The sequence below is a fragment of the Lactobacillus sp. ESL0791 genome, from assembly GCF_029433255.1.
Classification (GTDB): Bacteria; Bacillota; Bacilli; order Lactobacillales; family Lactobacillaceae; genus Lactobacillus.
In genome coordinates, this window is sequence record NZ_JAQTHU010000001.1 from 1,660,909 (window position 1) to 1,675,848 (window position 14,940).

Annotated in this window: 12 protein-coding genes; 2 read left to right on the forward strand and 10 right to left on the reverse strand. The window is 39.0% G+C overall.

The genetic code is table 11. The annotated features are described in order from the left end of the window. Positions 1-51: 51 nt before the first annotated feature. Together PT285_RS08045 and PT285_RS08050 are read left to right on the forward strand one after the other, a co-directional pair. A complete protein-coding gene (locus PT285_RS08045) occupies positions 52-1,455 on the forward strand; it encodes an MDR family MFS transporter (protein WP_277149486.1) in 1,404 nt (467 codons plus the stop codon). A 101-nt stretch (positions 1,456-1,556) separates the two neighbouring features. Further along, complete coding sequence (locus PT285_RS08050; protein ID WP_277149488.1) at positions 1,557-2,009, forward strand: MarR family winged helix-turn-helix transcriptional regulator; 453 nt, start codon at positions 1,557-1,559, stop codon at positions 2,007-2,009. 106 nt (positions 2,010-2,115) lie between these two features. Here the strand turns inward: PT285_RS08050 and PT285_RS08055 are convergent, their stop codons facing one another. The 10 genes from PT285_RS08055 to PT285_RS08100 all read right to left on the reverse strand — a co-directional run bounded on the left by PT285_RS08055 (position 2,116) and on the right by PT285_RS08100 (position 14,760). Continuing rightward, the gene (locus PT285_RS08055) at positions 2,116-3,114 is read right to left on the reverse strand and encodes a 2-hydroxyacid dehydrogenase (protein WP_277149490.1); all 999 of its coding nucleotides are present in this window, start codon (positions 3,112-3,114) and stop codon (positions 2,116-2,118) included. A gap of 266 nt (positions 3,115-3,380) precedes the next feature. Beyond that, positions 3,381-8,405: an SLAP domain-containing protein gene (locus PT285_RS08060; RefSeq protein WP_277149492.1), complete on the reverse strand. Its 5,025-nt coding sequence runs from the start codon at positions 8,403-8,405 to the stop codon at positions 3,381-3,383. A 595-nt stretch (positions 8,406-9,000) separates the two neighbouring features. Beyond that, positions 9,001-9,993 carry a tagatose 1,6-diphosphate aldolase gene (locus PT285_RS08065; protein WP_277150659.1) on the reverse strand — a complete coding sequence of 331 codons (993 nt, stop codon included), beginning with the start codon at positions 9,991-9,993 and terminating at the stop codon, positions 9,001-9,003. A gap of 228 nt (positions 9,994-10,221) precedes the next feature. After that, entirely contained in the window at positions 10,222-10,473 is a 252-nt protein-coding gene (locus tag PT285_RS08070; RefSeq protein WP_277150661.1) for a hypothetical protein, read from the reverse strand. Between the two features lie 21 nt (positions 10,474-10,494). Then, complete coding sequence (locus PT285_RS08075) at positions 10,495-11,925, reverse strand: PTS transporter subunit IIC (protein ID WP_277149494.1); 1,431 nt, start codon at positions 11,923-11,925, stop codon at positions 10,495-10,497. 28 nt (positions 11,926-11,953) lie between these two features. Beyond that, positions 11,954-12,268 carry a PTS fructose transporter subunit IIB gene (locus PT285_RS08080; RefSeq protein WP_277149496.1) on the reverse strand — a complete coding sequence of 105 codons (315 nt, stop codon included), beginning with the start codon at positions 12,266-12,268 and terminating at the stop codon, positions 11,954-11,956. 9 nt (positions 12,269-12,277) lie between these two features. Next, positions 12,278-12,772: a PTS sugar transporter subunit IIA gene (locus PT285_RS08085; RefSeq protein WP_277149498.1), complete on the reverse strand. Its 495-nt coding sequence runs from the start codon at positions 12,770-12,772 to the stop codon at positions 12,278-12,280. A 188-nt stretch (positions 12,773-12,960) separates the two neighbouring features. Next, entirely contained in the window at positions 12,961-13,536 is a 576-nt protein-coding gene (lacB, locus tag PT285_RS08090; protein WP_277149500.1) for a galactose-6-phosphate isomerase subunit LacB, read from the reverse strand. A 13-nt stretch (positions 13,537-13,549) separates the two neighbouring features. Beyond that, a complete protein-coding gene (gene lacA, locus PT285_RS08095; protein ID WP_277149502.1) occupies positions 13,550-13,978 on the reverse strand; it encodes a galactose-6-phosphate isomerase subunit LacA in 429 nt (142 codons plus the stop codon). 26 nt (positions 13,979-14,004) lie between these two features. Next, entirely contained in the window at positions 14,005-14,760 is a 756-nt protein-coding gene (locus PT285_RS08100) for a DeoR/GlpR family DNA-binding transcription regulator (protein WP_277149504.1), read from the reverse strand. Positions 14,761-14,940: the final 180 nt, after the last annotated feature.

The window sequence follows — 14,940 nt, forward strand, 5'->3', positions numbered from 1 at the left end:
TTGAATATTTTATAAGCAAAAGTGTAGTTTACTACAAAAAGGAGAAAATAAATGGCGAATAAGATTAAACAAATCTCCGCTAAAAAACGTAATCTAATGATGGTAGTGTTACTCTTTGGGGCTTTCGTGGCACTGTTAGCGGAAACCTTTTTGAATAATGCCCTGCCAACCATCATGAAATCTTTTGGTGTTAGTCAGGGGGTAGCCCAGTGGCTAACAACCGCCTACCTGCTTGTGGTTGGGTTAATGATTCCGATGTCCGCATGGATCTATGAATCTTTTAGCCTGAAGCAGAATTATTTGACAATGATGGGCATCTTCTTTGTTGGTTCAGTTATTTGTGTGTTCGCACCAAATTTCCCGGTTTTATTGACAGGGCGCATCATTGAAGCAGTTGCTGCGGGCGGCCTGATGCCTTTCATTCAGAACGTTATTTTAATGATGTTCCCGCCGGAAAAGCGTGGCATGGCCATGGGAATTACCGGTTTAGTAATCGGCTTTGGACCAGCTATTGGGCCGACAATTTCCGGTTTAATCTTAAAATATTCCGGTTGGCAGATGCTGTTTATTATTTTGAGCATTGTTAGTGGGATTACCGGCTTTTGTGCAATTTTCGCGATGCAAAATATCACGACGCCGCACATGAGCAGTACAGATGTAATTTCTTTTATTGAGTCAATTTTAGGATTCGGGATGATTCTGTATGCCCTGTCAGAAATTGGCAATACGGGCAAAATAACCCTAACACTAGGACTGGTTTTCGTAATTGGCCTGGTAATCATGTACCTGTTCTGCCGGCGGCAATTACACTTAACGGAACCGCTATTAGACATTCGGGTATTTAAGAATCTGAAATTTGACCTGTGTACCCTCCTCAGCACAATCAGCAATATTGCGATGGTTGGCGTTGAACTAGTTCTGCCGCTTTATTTGCAGACAACCCGCGGCGAAACGGCCCTCACTTCTGGTTTAGTTATGATGCCCGGGGCTTTGATAATGATTGTCTGCAATCCGGTGTCCGGCAGTCTGTATGACAAGATGGGAATTAAAAAACTGTCCTTATTTGGCTTTACCATGCTTTTACTGGGAACAATTCCAATGCTCTGGTTCAATCCGCAAACTAGTCTGCTAGTAATCGGGCTTTGTTATGCCCTGCGAATGGTCGGTATTTCCTTTACCATGATGACGACCTTTACCGCCGGAATTAATCAAGTTACGGGACAACTGACCGCACACGCCAATGCCGGTTCATCAACAATCAGGCAGATTGGCGGGTCGCTTGGCACAGCATTAGCCATGCTGGTAATTACCTTGAGTTCGGCTAATGCCGGTGCTAATCACAGTGTGGCCTTAGCTAGAGGTTACCGCTGGGGTTTCATTCTAATGCTTATTTTTGCAATTATCGGCTTGATCGGTTCAATCTTTTTACCGACAGCCAAGGAAGAAAACAAGTAGTGCTGACAAATTAATAAAAGGTCCGATTTAAGCCGTGAATTCGGACTACAAGTTGTATTTTGAAAATAATCTAGTAAACTACATACTTGTGAGGTAACTAAATGCAAGAATTCACGAGAGAAATTGGACCACAAATTAAGATTGCCAACACTTTGATTGAAAAAGAACTGAACCAGCGGATTTTGAACTTGTTTAGTGATTATAATTTAACTGGCGTACAGAGTATGCTGCTCGTTTCCCTGTATGAAGCAGGAAAGCAGCCAGTAATTCAGAAGGAATTAGCGGATCGCTTCGTTCTTAGTCATCCGACAATCAGAAGTATTGTGCGGCGATTAGAAAAAGCGGGCCTGGTTGAAGTCGGCCACCTTGAAAGTGACCGCAGACAGGTCACGCTCGCTCTGACAAGTCAAGCACAAAAGTTGATGGTCGCGCGGATCGATGAGATCTATGACGTAATGAATGATGTTAATCAGCAGATCATCGCCGGCATGAGCGAAAAAGATGCGGCTACTTTGGCCAAGATGCTTTCCGTGATAATTAGTAATTTTAAATAGTTTTTCAGCAAAGAAGCTAAAACCCCGAAATTAGATCAACTAACTTCGGGGTTTTACTATGGCTAAATTAAGTCAAAATTGAATTTTATAATTTATGTGATCGTGATTAACTCAACTTAACATCATTATTAGTGTGACCAGTTTTTAGGACCTGGTGAAAGTTTTCGTAACTGATCCGAATCATGTCGGTCAGAGCCGGGCTGGTATATGAACCAATATGCGGCGTCATCAGGACTTTAGGATACAGTTCCTGCAGCTGTTTGGCCAACGGATCTGTAATTTCACCATCAAACTTATGGCCCAAAACAGCCGTTTCATTCGGCAGAACATCGGTCGCAAAGCCAGCAAGCTTGCCCGATTTAATAGCCGCAATAATTGCTGGATAATCCGCCAGCTGCGTCCTGGCCGTGTTAACCAAAATTGCCCCGTCCTTCATTTTATTCAAAAATTCGGCATTGATCATCTGATCATTTTTTCCAGGAAAATAGGGTGTGTGAATTGAAACAATATCGGACTTTTGCAACAATTCATCCTGACTGACGAAGGTTACAAATTGCTTGGCAAAATCACTTGGATATGGATCATAGCCCAAAACCGTCGTGCCCATGCCATGATAAAGCTTGGCCTCGGTCGCGCCAATGCGGCCCGTGCCGATAATTCCCACCGTACCTGAATGAATCTCCCGGGCAAACATGCTGCTGCGAACACGAAAATCGCCCTGATTGGTTTCGTTAGCAGCTAAATTGGTATGGCGAAAAAGCATCATGCCTAAGGTCATAGCCAGCTCGGCAACCGCATATGGCGAATATGCCGGAACCCGCGCCACCTTCATGTCGTATTTGGCCGCAGCTTTCAAGTCAATATGGTTGTAACCAACCGTACGGGTAAAAATATACTTAATGCCCCACTCATTCAGTTTGGCAAGATTAACGGCATCAGCCTTGCAGTTGGCCCGCAGCAAGACGGCATCCGCGCCTTTAGCCGTATCAATATTGTCGTGCGTTAACAGGTCCGACTCCAGCTTTAAATCATAATTATATTTATTTAACTTTTTAAAATATGGCACTTCATTTTTACGAACACCATAAGCAACAATCTTAAACATCTTTACTCTCACTCAATAATAAAAATAAACTAAAAATACGATAACAAAATAAATTTTACCAAATTTTTCAGAAAATTTTCACTAAAAGCACTAAAATTTACAAAAATAATTGATGATTTGCAGACTACAACCCTAAAACATTCACCTACACAAAAATAACGTGCTCTGAAGCACGCCATTTTTACGTTGATTAAACTTTTTACTTAGCCTTTAGCAAACCATAATCTGGCAACAATTAAAGCTATGTTTAAGTTCTTTATACTACTTTATTTAATATTATTAACTTTAATGTACCTTCCTTTGCCAATTACATAATATTTATGATGCTTAATTGTAATCGCACTACCATATACTTTAACCTTTACATTCTTTTTCAGAACTTTATGTTTAATCCGTTTACCCTTACTATTGTAAACAAAAGCGTTATGCCTTAATTTGCGTTTAGTGCCATCAATGTTTTTAGCAATTATATACTGATCGTTACCAATATCATAGAATTTTTTACCTTTGATGGTAACAATCCCTTGAATAACTACTTTTTCTCCAGCTTTCAAAAAGCTATGCTTAATCTTGGTTCCTTTATTATCATAGACATAAGCGTTATGATTAATTCTTTTCTTTTCTTTAGCAATCGGTATTACATGATTATGATTACTACCACTAGGAGTTGACGAACCATTTGAGCTGCCGTTTGAATTGTTACCTGAAGAACCGTTTGAACCGTTGCTTCCAGTAGAACCGCTTGAGGTATTGCTCCCAGTGCTACCTAAAGAGCCGTTCGAGCTGCCGCTTCCAGTAGAACTGCTTGAAGTATTGCTCCCAGCGTTACCTGAAGAGCCATTCGAACTGCCGCTTCCACTGTTACCTGAAGAAGAACCATTTGACCCACTGCTTCCGTCAGAGCCGTTTGAGGTATTGCCTCCATTACTACCTGAAGAACCGTTCGAACCGCTATTTCCAGTACTCGAAGAATCTTCACTTTTTACCCTGACAGTAACCATTCTTGAATCAGCTGGTTCATATTCCATTGCATACTGGTTAGCCAACATTTGATCACCAAGCACAAATGAGATACTTCTACCATTAATCGGTTCAAGCGCCTTAAACTTGATAACAGCAACTGTTCCATAACCATTATTTATTCTTGGTGCTTCACCACGATTACTGTAATCAACGTAAACATCAGTTGAACCATCTGAGTGTGTCTTGTTCTTGGCAAAACTAACCATGCCACTTGTCAAGTCACCATTCTCAATACTTTCAAATTCTAGTTCATCTTTATCATATGGTAAACATGACGATAGAGCATTTACATGGTTAAGATTAAAGCCACTGACAGTAACTGTAATCGTATCGCCACGTTTATAACTCGTCTTATCGGTTTTAATGGTTAATTTACCAGATGGAACAATCTTACCATCAGGACCAAAGTTAGCCCGATCACCAACTTGCGTCATTACATAATCAATATCAAAAGCATCGATCACACCATTTTGGTTAAGGTCACCATTTTCAACGTAGCCATCAAAGTCATTATCTTCACCCTTGGTTTCACCAACATAGTTATGAAGTGAAGTTTCATCGTTAGAATCAATTGTATGGTCACCAGTAATGTCTCCTGGAAGTACCACATCAGTACCATCCTTTTGATATAACAAAATTTCTTGTCCAGAGAAGAAATTACCAGTCGTAACTCCAGCTGGAATTGTAAATTTCAAATAATAGGCTTTAGTTCCAGGAGCAAATTTAATCTCTTTTTGACTGGCATCCTTATTCCAACCCGAGGCATCAGTCTCATTCCAATGAATGCCATCAATACTTGTTTGAACATTCATTCCCGAAATATTCCCATTACCAGCATTATCACGCGGGACATATACTAGTTTATCTAAATTGGTAATCCCATTAAGATGAGCAGTAATTGTTAGCGGTGTTGCATTTAAGCCCGCATCTGGATACCACAAGGTATGCGACATAGTTGTTAAGTCATGATCAAATAAGTTCTTAACAGGATAGCCACTTTGCCAAATTTTGTCATCTGTTGTTCCTAAGCCTGGTCTAGTATTATCGCCTGAGATAGTATTATCGTAATTAATCTGAACTGCATTCTTCAATGGATCTTCTGTAGATGATATTTTCAGTTCTTCACTCCATGCTGAAACACCATTCGCCGTAACCGTTTGTACTTGAAACGTATGCTCCGTTTTCGGTTTAATCTCACTTAATACAAAATTCGGGTTTGTGAGGCCTGTATAAACTACACCGTCTGCCTTAACATTATAGCTGGTAGCACCAGTTACTGCATCCCAAGTTACACCAATAGCTGTTGGCGTAATCTTACTGGTATCTTGTTTAACATTTGTCGGAACTTTAATGCTTGCATCCTCAGCTGGAATTGTATTAGTAATATTCGGTGTTTCATCAATGCCCTCAACGTTAACTTGAATGCTATTTTGACTAACATCTGTTTGACCTAATTTAATTCTTAAGAATGATTGGTCCAGTCCCGTTGCACCAGCATCTGATAAATAGGAATTGGTCAGATAATGTTGGTCATAATAGTAAACATTAGTCCCACTATTAAAATTAGCTAAACTAGTAGCTTTAGTCAAAGTTACAGTTTGCCCACCAACTTTAGCTGTCACTGCTGTTGGTTCCTTTTTAGTCCGGATAGCAAATTCTGTTGTCCGATTCTTATCCATTCCATCATAGTTACCTGTAGTTGGTGCCACATTAATCGTTAATTTATTGCCATCCAGCACACTCTTAACTAAAGTGCTAGCCTTACTACCTTCCTTATACTTAGCTGAAATTCCATCATCTTCATAGACATTGAATTCACTACTACCTGAAGGATAAATTTGGAATTGCCGCTGATTTCTTTTAGCTAAATAATCATTTGGTGTATTAGTTGCTGGTGCCGTTGGAAGAATTGCTCCTGCTTTAATAAAGACTGGCAACTTCCAAAGCGGCGCATCAAAGTTATTGATTACTTGTCCACCTTGATATTCTTTGCCAGTATAGTAATCAATCCAAACTTGATCTTTATTTGGTAAGTAAATCCCATTACGAACGTCATCACCATTAGCTTTCATTGCCGTATTTTGATAAATCGGTGCAATTAAAAGATTGTCACCCCACATGTACTGATATTTAACTAAATCAGTATAAGCTTCTGGTTCATTAGGATAATCCAAAAACATTGCCCTAACCATCGGCTTACCTTGAGTAGTTGCATCGGAGGCCATACTATAAATATAAGGCATGAGCATGGTCTTTTGCTTCAAATAAGCACGGTTAATCTTAGTAACATTTGGATTCTTATCATCAAAAGCAAAAGGATTCTTTGGATTAGTGCCCCAGCCATCCATGTTTAATTGAATTGGTGTGAAGGCTTTCCACTCATATTCTCGAGCATTAATAACCGGATCGCCACCACCAAAAATAGCATCCATATCAGACGCGGCATTTGGTTGACCAGACAGTCCCTCACCAATGTAAGTAGGAATCTGAAAGCGAATATATTCCCATTTACCACCAGTTTCATCGCCTGTCCAAACAGCGGCCGTATTCTGCGTACCGGCCCAACCATCAAGAGAAACAATAAATGGTCTTACAGCATCACCTTTAATTTTTTTGATCATATTAGCAGCAGTTTGTGTAGCATTCAATCCAAAAGAATATCCATAACCAACCCAGACAACATCTGTTTTCAGAGCTACAACACCTGCTTCTACTTCTTTTTCAAAATCACGGTCTGTTGGCTGCGGATTAGCTGGATCCACCGGTGAAAGATTCTGCTGTGTCCAAAGGCCAACCTGAACGCCCTTACTATTTGCATAGGTAATAAAATCTTTCAAATTTTGAATGTTACCTTCTAAGGTATTGGTTTGACCATAACCAGCACCATAGCCATCATTAGGCAAAAACCAACCAATCGGCATTTCATGGCTTAGATATTGATCAAGCATTGCTCGTGCACTAAATTGATAATCAGTGCCACCTTTTTCACCATTTAGAGTCTCTCGAATAGCCGTACTTTTATCTCCTGCTGGAAGAGCATCTGGCTGATATTCTTTATAATAGTTGCCATCCGGATATTTAATTGCGCCTTGAGTGTTTGAATCAACTTTTACCCAATAATCACGGTTATAAGCGTTCAAATGTGCTTCATAAAAGCCATAAATCGGCGTCAAAGCCGGTTCACCAGTTAATTCTTGATAATCATGAATTAAATCGTACGGCCGATCATCAAAGAAATAAACTGCATCAAAACGATTTTCATTATGAGTTGTCGCAATTGTTCCATCTTGGGAAGTATCAAAATCATAATTGCCTGGCCTAAAGGTATTTCGCAATACACCATAACCTTTAGTTGACCAGTAAAACGGATTAGGCGAGGCTACGCCCCCATCTACCCAATTATTAGTATTAACAATTCGCACATTTTCCCTATCAAGATTGAATTTTCCGTTTTGTGTACCACCACCGTAGTAGTGGCTTCCCGGATCATCTTTGAGTGTCTCAGTAGTCTTATCTGCTTTCACTTCAACTTGTTTAGTTTCTTGTAAAACAGTATTTTGGCCTTTATTGACACTCATTGTGCCCTTCGTTTTATCAAAGTTAATCACAATTGTTCCAGTATTAAGTGACCAGCCTGTGCTGGTTGACTCTAAAGTTGTGGCCGCTAAACCATCGGTGCCTTCAACGCTGACATCGTCAGCGAAAATTTTAGCATTTAACCCATCTTTGGATTGTACAGGATCCCCATAAACTTTAGTTGGATCAACGTAATACCTAAAAGTCTTGTTGTTTAAAATGTAAAGCCGTGCTACCTGACCATTATTATAAGTAATCTCAAAATATTTATCTTGCTTAGTAATACTTGTAATACCATCAGTTACTGCCGGATCACTTTTTTCATCTTGGACATCAACTTTTTTATTCGTATTCACATCTGCATTTACAGTTTTATTTTTATCCGTGTCTACTGTTTTGTTTTCGTCAATATCTACTGTATTGCTATTAGTATCTGTAGTTTCAGTATCATTAGTAGTTAAATCATTTACTGTTTGAAATTGTTTCTTCACCTTATTCCTATGAATAGTTTTCCTTGTTTGCTTATCAACATTCGTAGTTGCCGCATTGGCAGTCTGTGCTGGCAGCACAGCATACAAAATTCCAGTAGCAATTGCTACGGATGCAGCACCCTTACCTAAATGTCTAATCGACCAGGTATTAAAATGCTCACCAGCAAATTTTTGTTTAACATTTTTATTATTTCTAGTCATAAATAAAACCTCTGCAATCTTACCAATACATTTTTGACTAGAAAGCGCTTCATAATTATATTATAGCTCATTAAATAAAATTATTGAATACCTATATAACAATTATTAGATTATCTTTTATATAAGTGGCATGCAGCTAATTATATTATTAAATTAATCCGTGGCCCTACTTGATTATTAGCCAGGCTAAAAATCTTATCCATACATACCGCATTAAATAAAGTATTATAAGTTATGTTATGAAAATGATATGCTTGAGATTCTCGCCAATATTTTAAAATGTTTTAGTAAATATAATAATAAAAAATTAAAATTCATAAATTCCATCTATACTTTGCTCTACATTCTGAACTCCAAAGAAGAACTTTGATAGTGATACTTGACCTTTTAAATTCACTAGCTCAGTAACTTGGATAATTCTAATCCATTTATAAATTATTACATCGCTTATCTGGTATTTCTTTGACTAACTATGATATTTACCTTGGTACTATTGCCTTTATCCAGATAATATCCTTTTTCCGTAAAAAATATCCTGTTAACAAGACACAACGAAGGTCTCATCAACAGGATTCATTTTATAGTCATAAATTTTTTACTTAACTTTTAGTTTCTCACGCCATGACTTAGCCCCGATTAAAGCCGCGTTCAGGTTTTCAATGTTTGCTTTACCCTGAGTTGCCAACCATTTCTTGCCAACTTCTTCGCCTTCCGCAGCAAATGGCTTGATTGCTGGCTTCCATGTGGCACGGCCGCAAAGAACACCGTTAAAGTCAGCACCAGCTTCTTCGGCCATTTTAATTTCGGCAATAAACTCTTCTGAAGTTACACCAGCAGACAAGAAGATATATGGTAAATCAGTAATCTCTGATTGTTTCTTGAGCAAGTCCTTAGCTTCTTCTTGGCTGTAAATCGCATTATTATCACCGTTAAAACCTTCAACGAATTTAATGTTAAACGGAATTTCTACTTTCAAAACCGTAACGCAATATTCAGGCTTAGAAAATTCTTTCATCGTCTCCAAGACCTTATCAGCCTTAACCTTAGCAAATTCTTCGCTCTTTACATCAGCAATATTGGCATCATAAGTTACTATTTCCAAGAAAAATGGTAATTCATTTGCTTTAGCTTCAGCGCCGACACGCTCAACGAAGGCTTGCTTTTTATCATTAATTTCTTTGCCCTCATCTGGATCATAGTAAAGCATGAACTTGATAGCATCTCCATCTTCGTTCTTGATCCTTAAACCAGACTGGTTAGCAATCAAATCAGGCATTCTGCCGGGTTTGGTTGTGTCATAACCGGTCTTTTCGTATGAAAGCAGCAGCCCGCAGTTCTTGTCCCGCAGCTTGGTAGCTGGCAGACCATATTCCGGATCCGTCAGAATTGCCGACGCATACGGTGTCAGTTCGCTAGAAATTGCCTTCTTAAAATCAACAATCGTGGTTTCATCTGCTGGTTTGTTAGCAGCTTTGGCCAGCATCTTTTTCAATGAACCTCTCTGGTCAATTGCCAATGCACTGATTACACCCTTGTCCGTCGACAAGTTTTCCATGTGTTTTGCAACCTCTGGTGAAATTGTTCTCATCATTTTATTCTCCTTATGGTAATCTAAACATTTTATACATCTTGATTATATACTGATACCAACCACTTGAAAAGCAAATATCCCATTCCCGTAAAGTTTTTCACAACAAATTTATAAAGTAGTAAATTCTTTCATAAAATAGCCGGTCTTTTCCCTACACATAAGTAATACCATTATAACAGCGTACATTATAATGGTATTAAATCTTAACAAGACTTTCTAAAAGCACTAATTATTCTTATTTAACTTATGGCCTTTCCAGTCATAATACTTTTGACTTAGGCGATTTTTCGGATTGTCATAGACAACAATGCGGTATAATGCATAAATTGTCCCCACCATTGCAACTAAATTCGTCAACCAATTTTTCATTACCAACTTCAACAAGTTGACCATCACGACAAAGATTGCCCACAAAAACAAGCGATTTCTCCTGGATTTTTCTTGTGCTGTTACTTTTGCTTTTTTCAATCCAATCACCTTCGACAAAAATTAATCAAATTAAGCTTTTTCAATGGCCTTAGCAGCTGCTGCTGCGTATTCAGCGTTGCGCTGCTTCATTTCACGAGCATACCACCAAAACAGTAATAGGTAAGCAGCCAGTGCAAGAATTGCGTAAAGAATGAACATGCCGTGCTGCTTCCAAGCATTACCAACTAAGAATGCCAAGTATTTTTCAACAGGGCCTTCCATCGTTGTATCGGAAACCAGCGTATGTGCAGGAATAGCAGCACCAACTGAGTGCGCCATATTAGTAACAAACGGGCCAACCATCGTTCCGGCCCAAAGGAAGACTGGTAATTCAATCGTCCCAATAATAATCATCCGGATAATTTTACCGCGGGTAACAACCAGCAACGCTGGCGTTACACCCATGGCAATGATTCCTCCTAACGGCATTAATCTGTTGCCTGGTAAAATCATGGCTTCAAGCATCATGATTGGTGCCAGAACATTGGCAGCTGCCCAGATTTCGGAACGTCCTGCCAAGAACGGCCAGTCAAGTCCGATATTGAACGTACGTCCAGAAAACTTCTTCGTGGCAAAGTCGGCGATTCCTTGTGACAACGGCTCAACCGAAGCGATAAACCATGAACCGATTACAGAGAATAATTCAATACATGAACCACCAACAAATGATAGGGTAAACATGTCTTTCCAACCCTGCTCGGTGGCAAAATTATTGCCGGCAAGTAAGGAAACAAAGACTCCTAGATAAACACCGATGGCAAATCTGCTTCCCCAGAAGCCGATTTTTTCATTTAATTTAGTTGAGTCAAAGTCAAATTTATCAAGCCATGGCAGGCACTTATCAAAGAACTTATTGAAGACCATAATAATTGGGTTCATCATGTAGTTCATGTGCGTCGTGGTCATTGGGTTGCCTTCAGGAGCATCAAGAAGATCATTGAATGTCGGTTTCATCAAATCAGAATTAATAATCTTCATAGTACCAATGAAAATAACCAGCAGTGTTGACAGCCACAGCGGGGCGCCAACGTAAACACAGAACAGACCGTCAAAAGCTAGGTGCCAAACATCAAAAATATCAACATCGAGTGTATTGGTTTTATTCAGTACCAGTAAAACAACATTTAAAATAATTAACACTAACAAATAAAACAGCGTATAGGGCGAGCCCCAGGTAATCGTTGCTAGAGGTGCCCAGCCCATATCCTGCATATCCATGTGGATACCGGTATGCTTAACAAATTGCTGCATCGGTTGCTGGAACGAAGTCGTCAACATGTTCATGATGTTGCCAATTGCAGTAATCGCAATCGCTAACTTCATACCGCCTTCTAGAGCCTTGCTAAATTTAACTCTAAATAAAACGGCAATCAGGGTCAACACAATCAGCATGATGGTTGCGGCACCCATATCAATTAAAGGTTTAAAAAGAGAATTAGCGAAATTAATTATTCCATTCATTTTTATTTTTTATTTCCTTTCAAATAGATTATTGTGCACTAACTTCCTTAACAACTTTTTCAACATTGTCATAAACAGGCTTAGCCATTGCCGGAATTCGGTATAAAATCGCACCAGCATCAATTAAAGGAATCTTTGGTGTAAAGGAGAGATCCGTTTTTGCAATTGTCAAATAGCCATCATAATTCGACAACAAATCTTCATTAACGTCCTTGATCATATAAGCATCAACTTTGACGTTATAACCGCGCTTTTTCATTTCTGCTTCCACTGCATCTTTAATCTGGTGTGAAGAATTAACTCCCGCACCACAAGCAGCAATAAATTTAACTTGTCTAGCCATAATATCCTCCTACATTTTTTCAAAATTCTCACACATGAATTGATAAATTTCCTTTTCTGATGTGCGATTAAACAACCATTGCAACTTCGAAACCGGTGTAAGTCGAAGAAAGTCCATAATTTGCGCTAATATATTAGCTTGTCCCGTTGGATCATTATTCAAAATCATAAATACAAACTTTACCGTCAAATTTTCATCTGGAATAATCATATTTTTAAACTGAATCGAGTTTAATAATGCCACCGGAACAATCAGCCGTGTATTCACAAATTCACCCTCTGTGTGCGGAACCGCAATGTTGGGCAACTCCTGCGCAATTGGGGAAGTATCAAGCCCTGTTGGGTATTTTTCTTCTCGTTTAGTGATTTCTTCTAAAAAATTACCTTTGACAAGCTTCTCTGCAAGCAGTTTTTCAGAAACTTCTTGAAAGAACTCACTCACATTTTTGGCATTACTGACAAAAACTGCATCTGGGTTAAACAAACTATTCTTATCATCGACCATCTGTGCACCTTCTCTCTAAATTAGCAAGCTTTCGTTTTTGTTTTATTATGTTTGATTATGTTCGCTTGCTAATTAATATTATATGTAAGCTTTTTCAATATTTCAAGTCTTTTTGCATAAAAAACCATAATTATCTTTTTTAAGATAATTATGGCATAAGCATATTTATTTTAGTGCAGTTACCCTAGCTAATCGTGATAAACACCATCGGCCCATTTCTTGTTTTCTTCATCAAAGAAATGAATATTATCCTTTTGATCTGGGTTTGGCTTAGCAATCTGGTCAATTTTATCAATCAACTTTTCACTTTCATCCGTTGGTTGATATTTGGCATTAAGGAACGAATCGACAATATCGAAAATAAAGTCGCGGCCTAAAACGATCCCGCCAAAGCCTAAAATATTGGCATTCAATTCTCTTTTAGCATACTCGGCTTGCGTAACATCGCCAACCATTGCAGCCCGAATGCCCTCATTTTTATCAGCGGCAGTCGAAATCCCAATACCGGTACCACAAAGAACGATACCGACATTGGCGCGGCCGTCAGCAACATCTTCAGCCACACGCTTACCATACATTGGGTAATGCGTCCTCGTATTGTCATGCGTTCCTTCATCAATTACTTGGTAGCCTTCAGCCTTTAAATGGTCAGAAATCAGCACCTTAACCGCGGTAACAATGTGGTCATTGCCCAAAGCAACTACTGTGTGCTTATTAATTTTTGGATCAACATATTCTGGTTGTGGTCGATCATTATCAAACATCTAGAATGCCTCCTTAAATCATTTCTTCAAGCATGTTAAGCCGAATCTGGTGCCGGCCGCCCGCATAATCAGTATCAAGATAGTGCTGCACAATATTCTCAGCCAGTTTTTCACCGACAATCCCGCTGCCTAAAGCAATTGCCTTGGCACCGTTATGCATCGCCGTCATGTGTGCCGTTCTTTCTTCATTGACATTAGCGGTTACCATACCTTTCACCTTATTTGAAGCCATTGCAGAGCCAACACCGTATTCGTCAAACATAATTGCCTTTTTGATGCCGTTGTCAATCACTTCATGCGTTACTTTTAAGCTTGATTCGACAAAGTCTTCTGCCGGCTCCGGAGTAACATCTAATACATCATAATCGTGTTTTTCAAGGTACTGCTTAACTTTTTCCTTTAAAGCAAAGCCGTCCCGATCACTGCCGATAACAACTTTCATAATCCAAATCACCTTCCAATAAACAACTACTTGTAAACAGTTGTGTATTGACTGTAATGTTTTTCCACTTCTGGATCGATGCCGCGATTGGTAATCAACCCATCCACATCATTCAAATCGTAAAATTGATGAAAATCGCTGTGATTCAATTTAGAATTGTCAGCCACCACAAACTTCATCTGTGAATGATCCAGTCCAATACCTTCTGTTTGCCCTTCTTCTAAGTTAGCTGTTGTCAGAGCATTATTTTTGATGCCGTTAACGCCGACAAAACCAATGGAAAACGACATTGTTTTTAATTCTGCATTCGCTAATGCACCTAAAAAAGCACCACTGATCCTGCGGTAGGAGCCGCCAATCATGATCAAGTCATAATCATTCATGTTATTTCTAGCCGCTTCAAAAACCGGCAAAGAATTCGTAACAATCCGCAAATGCTTAAGTTTGAGGTTAGCAACCATTAATTCCAGGGTTGTCCCCGGTCCAACATAAATCGACTCATTTTCTTGAATTAAATTACAAGCCCGTTTTGCGATCTCAATCTTTTCCTTACCGTGAATCTCACGCTTCTGCTTATAGCTCTTTTCCGTCTTACTCTGATCAGAAATTAGCTGAGCCCCGCCGTGAACCCGCAAAATTTTATCGGATTTCGCCAGTTCGTTCAGATCACGCCTGATTGTCATGTTGGACACGTCTAGCACCTTGGCCAGTTCATCAACAGTAACGAACTTTTGCGTGCTTACTGCCTGTAAAATTTCTTTTAATCTTTCACTTTTTAGCATAGTTACCTACTTTTTCAATTGGGTTAAACAGCTAACTTAGTTCTCCTTTAGTATACATGTTCTTTTATGTTTGTCAATGTTTGAATATGTTTGATACTAAATAAAATCATCTGTGCTGTCGATCTTATAAAAACTTTACCTTTATGTATCAAATTACTTTAAAGGACATTATAATTATTT

Coding starts and splice junctions, on each gene's coding strand:
- PT285_RS08080 (WP_277149496.1), bottom strand. CDS start 12,268: ATGGCTAGACAAGTTAAATTTATTGCTGCTTGTGGTGCGGGAGTTAAT.
- PT285_RS08100 (WP_277149504.1), bottom strand. CDS start 14,760: ATGCTAAAAAGTGAAAGATTAAAAGAAATTTTACAGGCAGTAAGCACG.
- PT285_RS08045 (WP_277149486.1), top strand. CDS start 52: ATGGCGAATAAGATTAAACAAATCTCCGCTAAAAAACGTAATCTAATG.
- PT285_RS08085 (WP_277149498.1), bottom strand. CDS start 12,772: ATGGTCGATGATAAGAATAGTTTGTTTAACCCAGATGCAGTTTTTGTC.
- PT285_RS08055 (WP_277149490.1), bottom strand. CDS start 3,114: ATGTTTAAGATTGTTGCTTATGGTGTTCGTAAAAATGAAGTGCCATAT.
- lacB (WP_277149500.1), bottom strand. CDS start 13,536: ATGTTTGATAATGATCGACCACAACCAGAATATGTTGATCCAAAAATT.
- PT285_RS08075 (WP_277149494.1), bottom strand. CDS start 11,925: ATGAATGGAATAATTAATTTCGCTAATTCTCTTTTTAAACCTTTAATT.
- PT285_RS08065 (WP_277150659.1), bottom strand. CDS start 9,993: ATGAGAACAATTTCACCAGAGGTTGCAAAACACATGGAAAACTTGTCG.
- PT285_RS08050 (WP_277149488.1), top strand. CDS start 1,557: ATGCAAGAATTCACGAGAGAAATTGGACCACAAATTAAGATTGCCAAC.
- PT285_RS08060 (WP_277149492.1), bottom strand. CDS start 8,405: ATGACTAGAAATAATAAAAATGTTAAACAAAAATTTGCTGGTGAGCAT.
- lacA (WP_277149502.1), bottom strand. CDS start 13,978: ATGAAAGTTGTTATCGGCAGTGATCGGGACGGCTTTGCTTTAAAGGAA.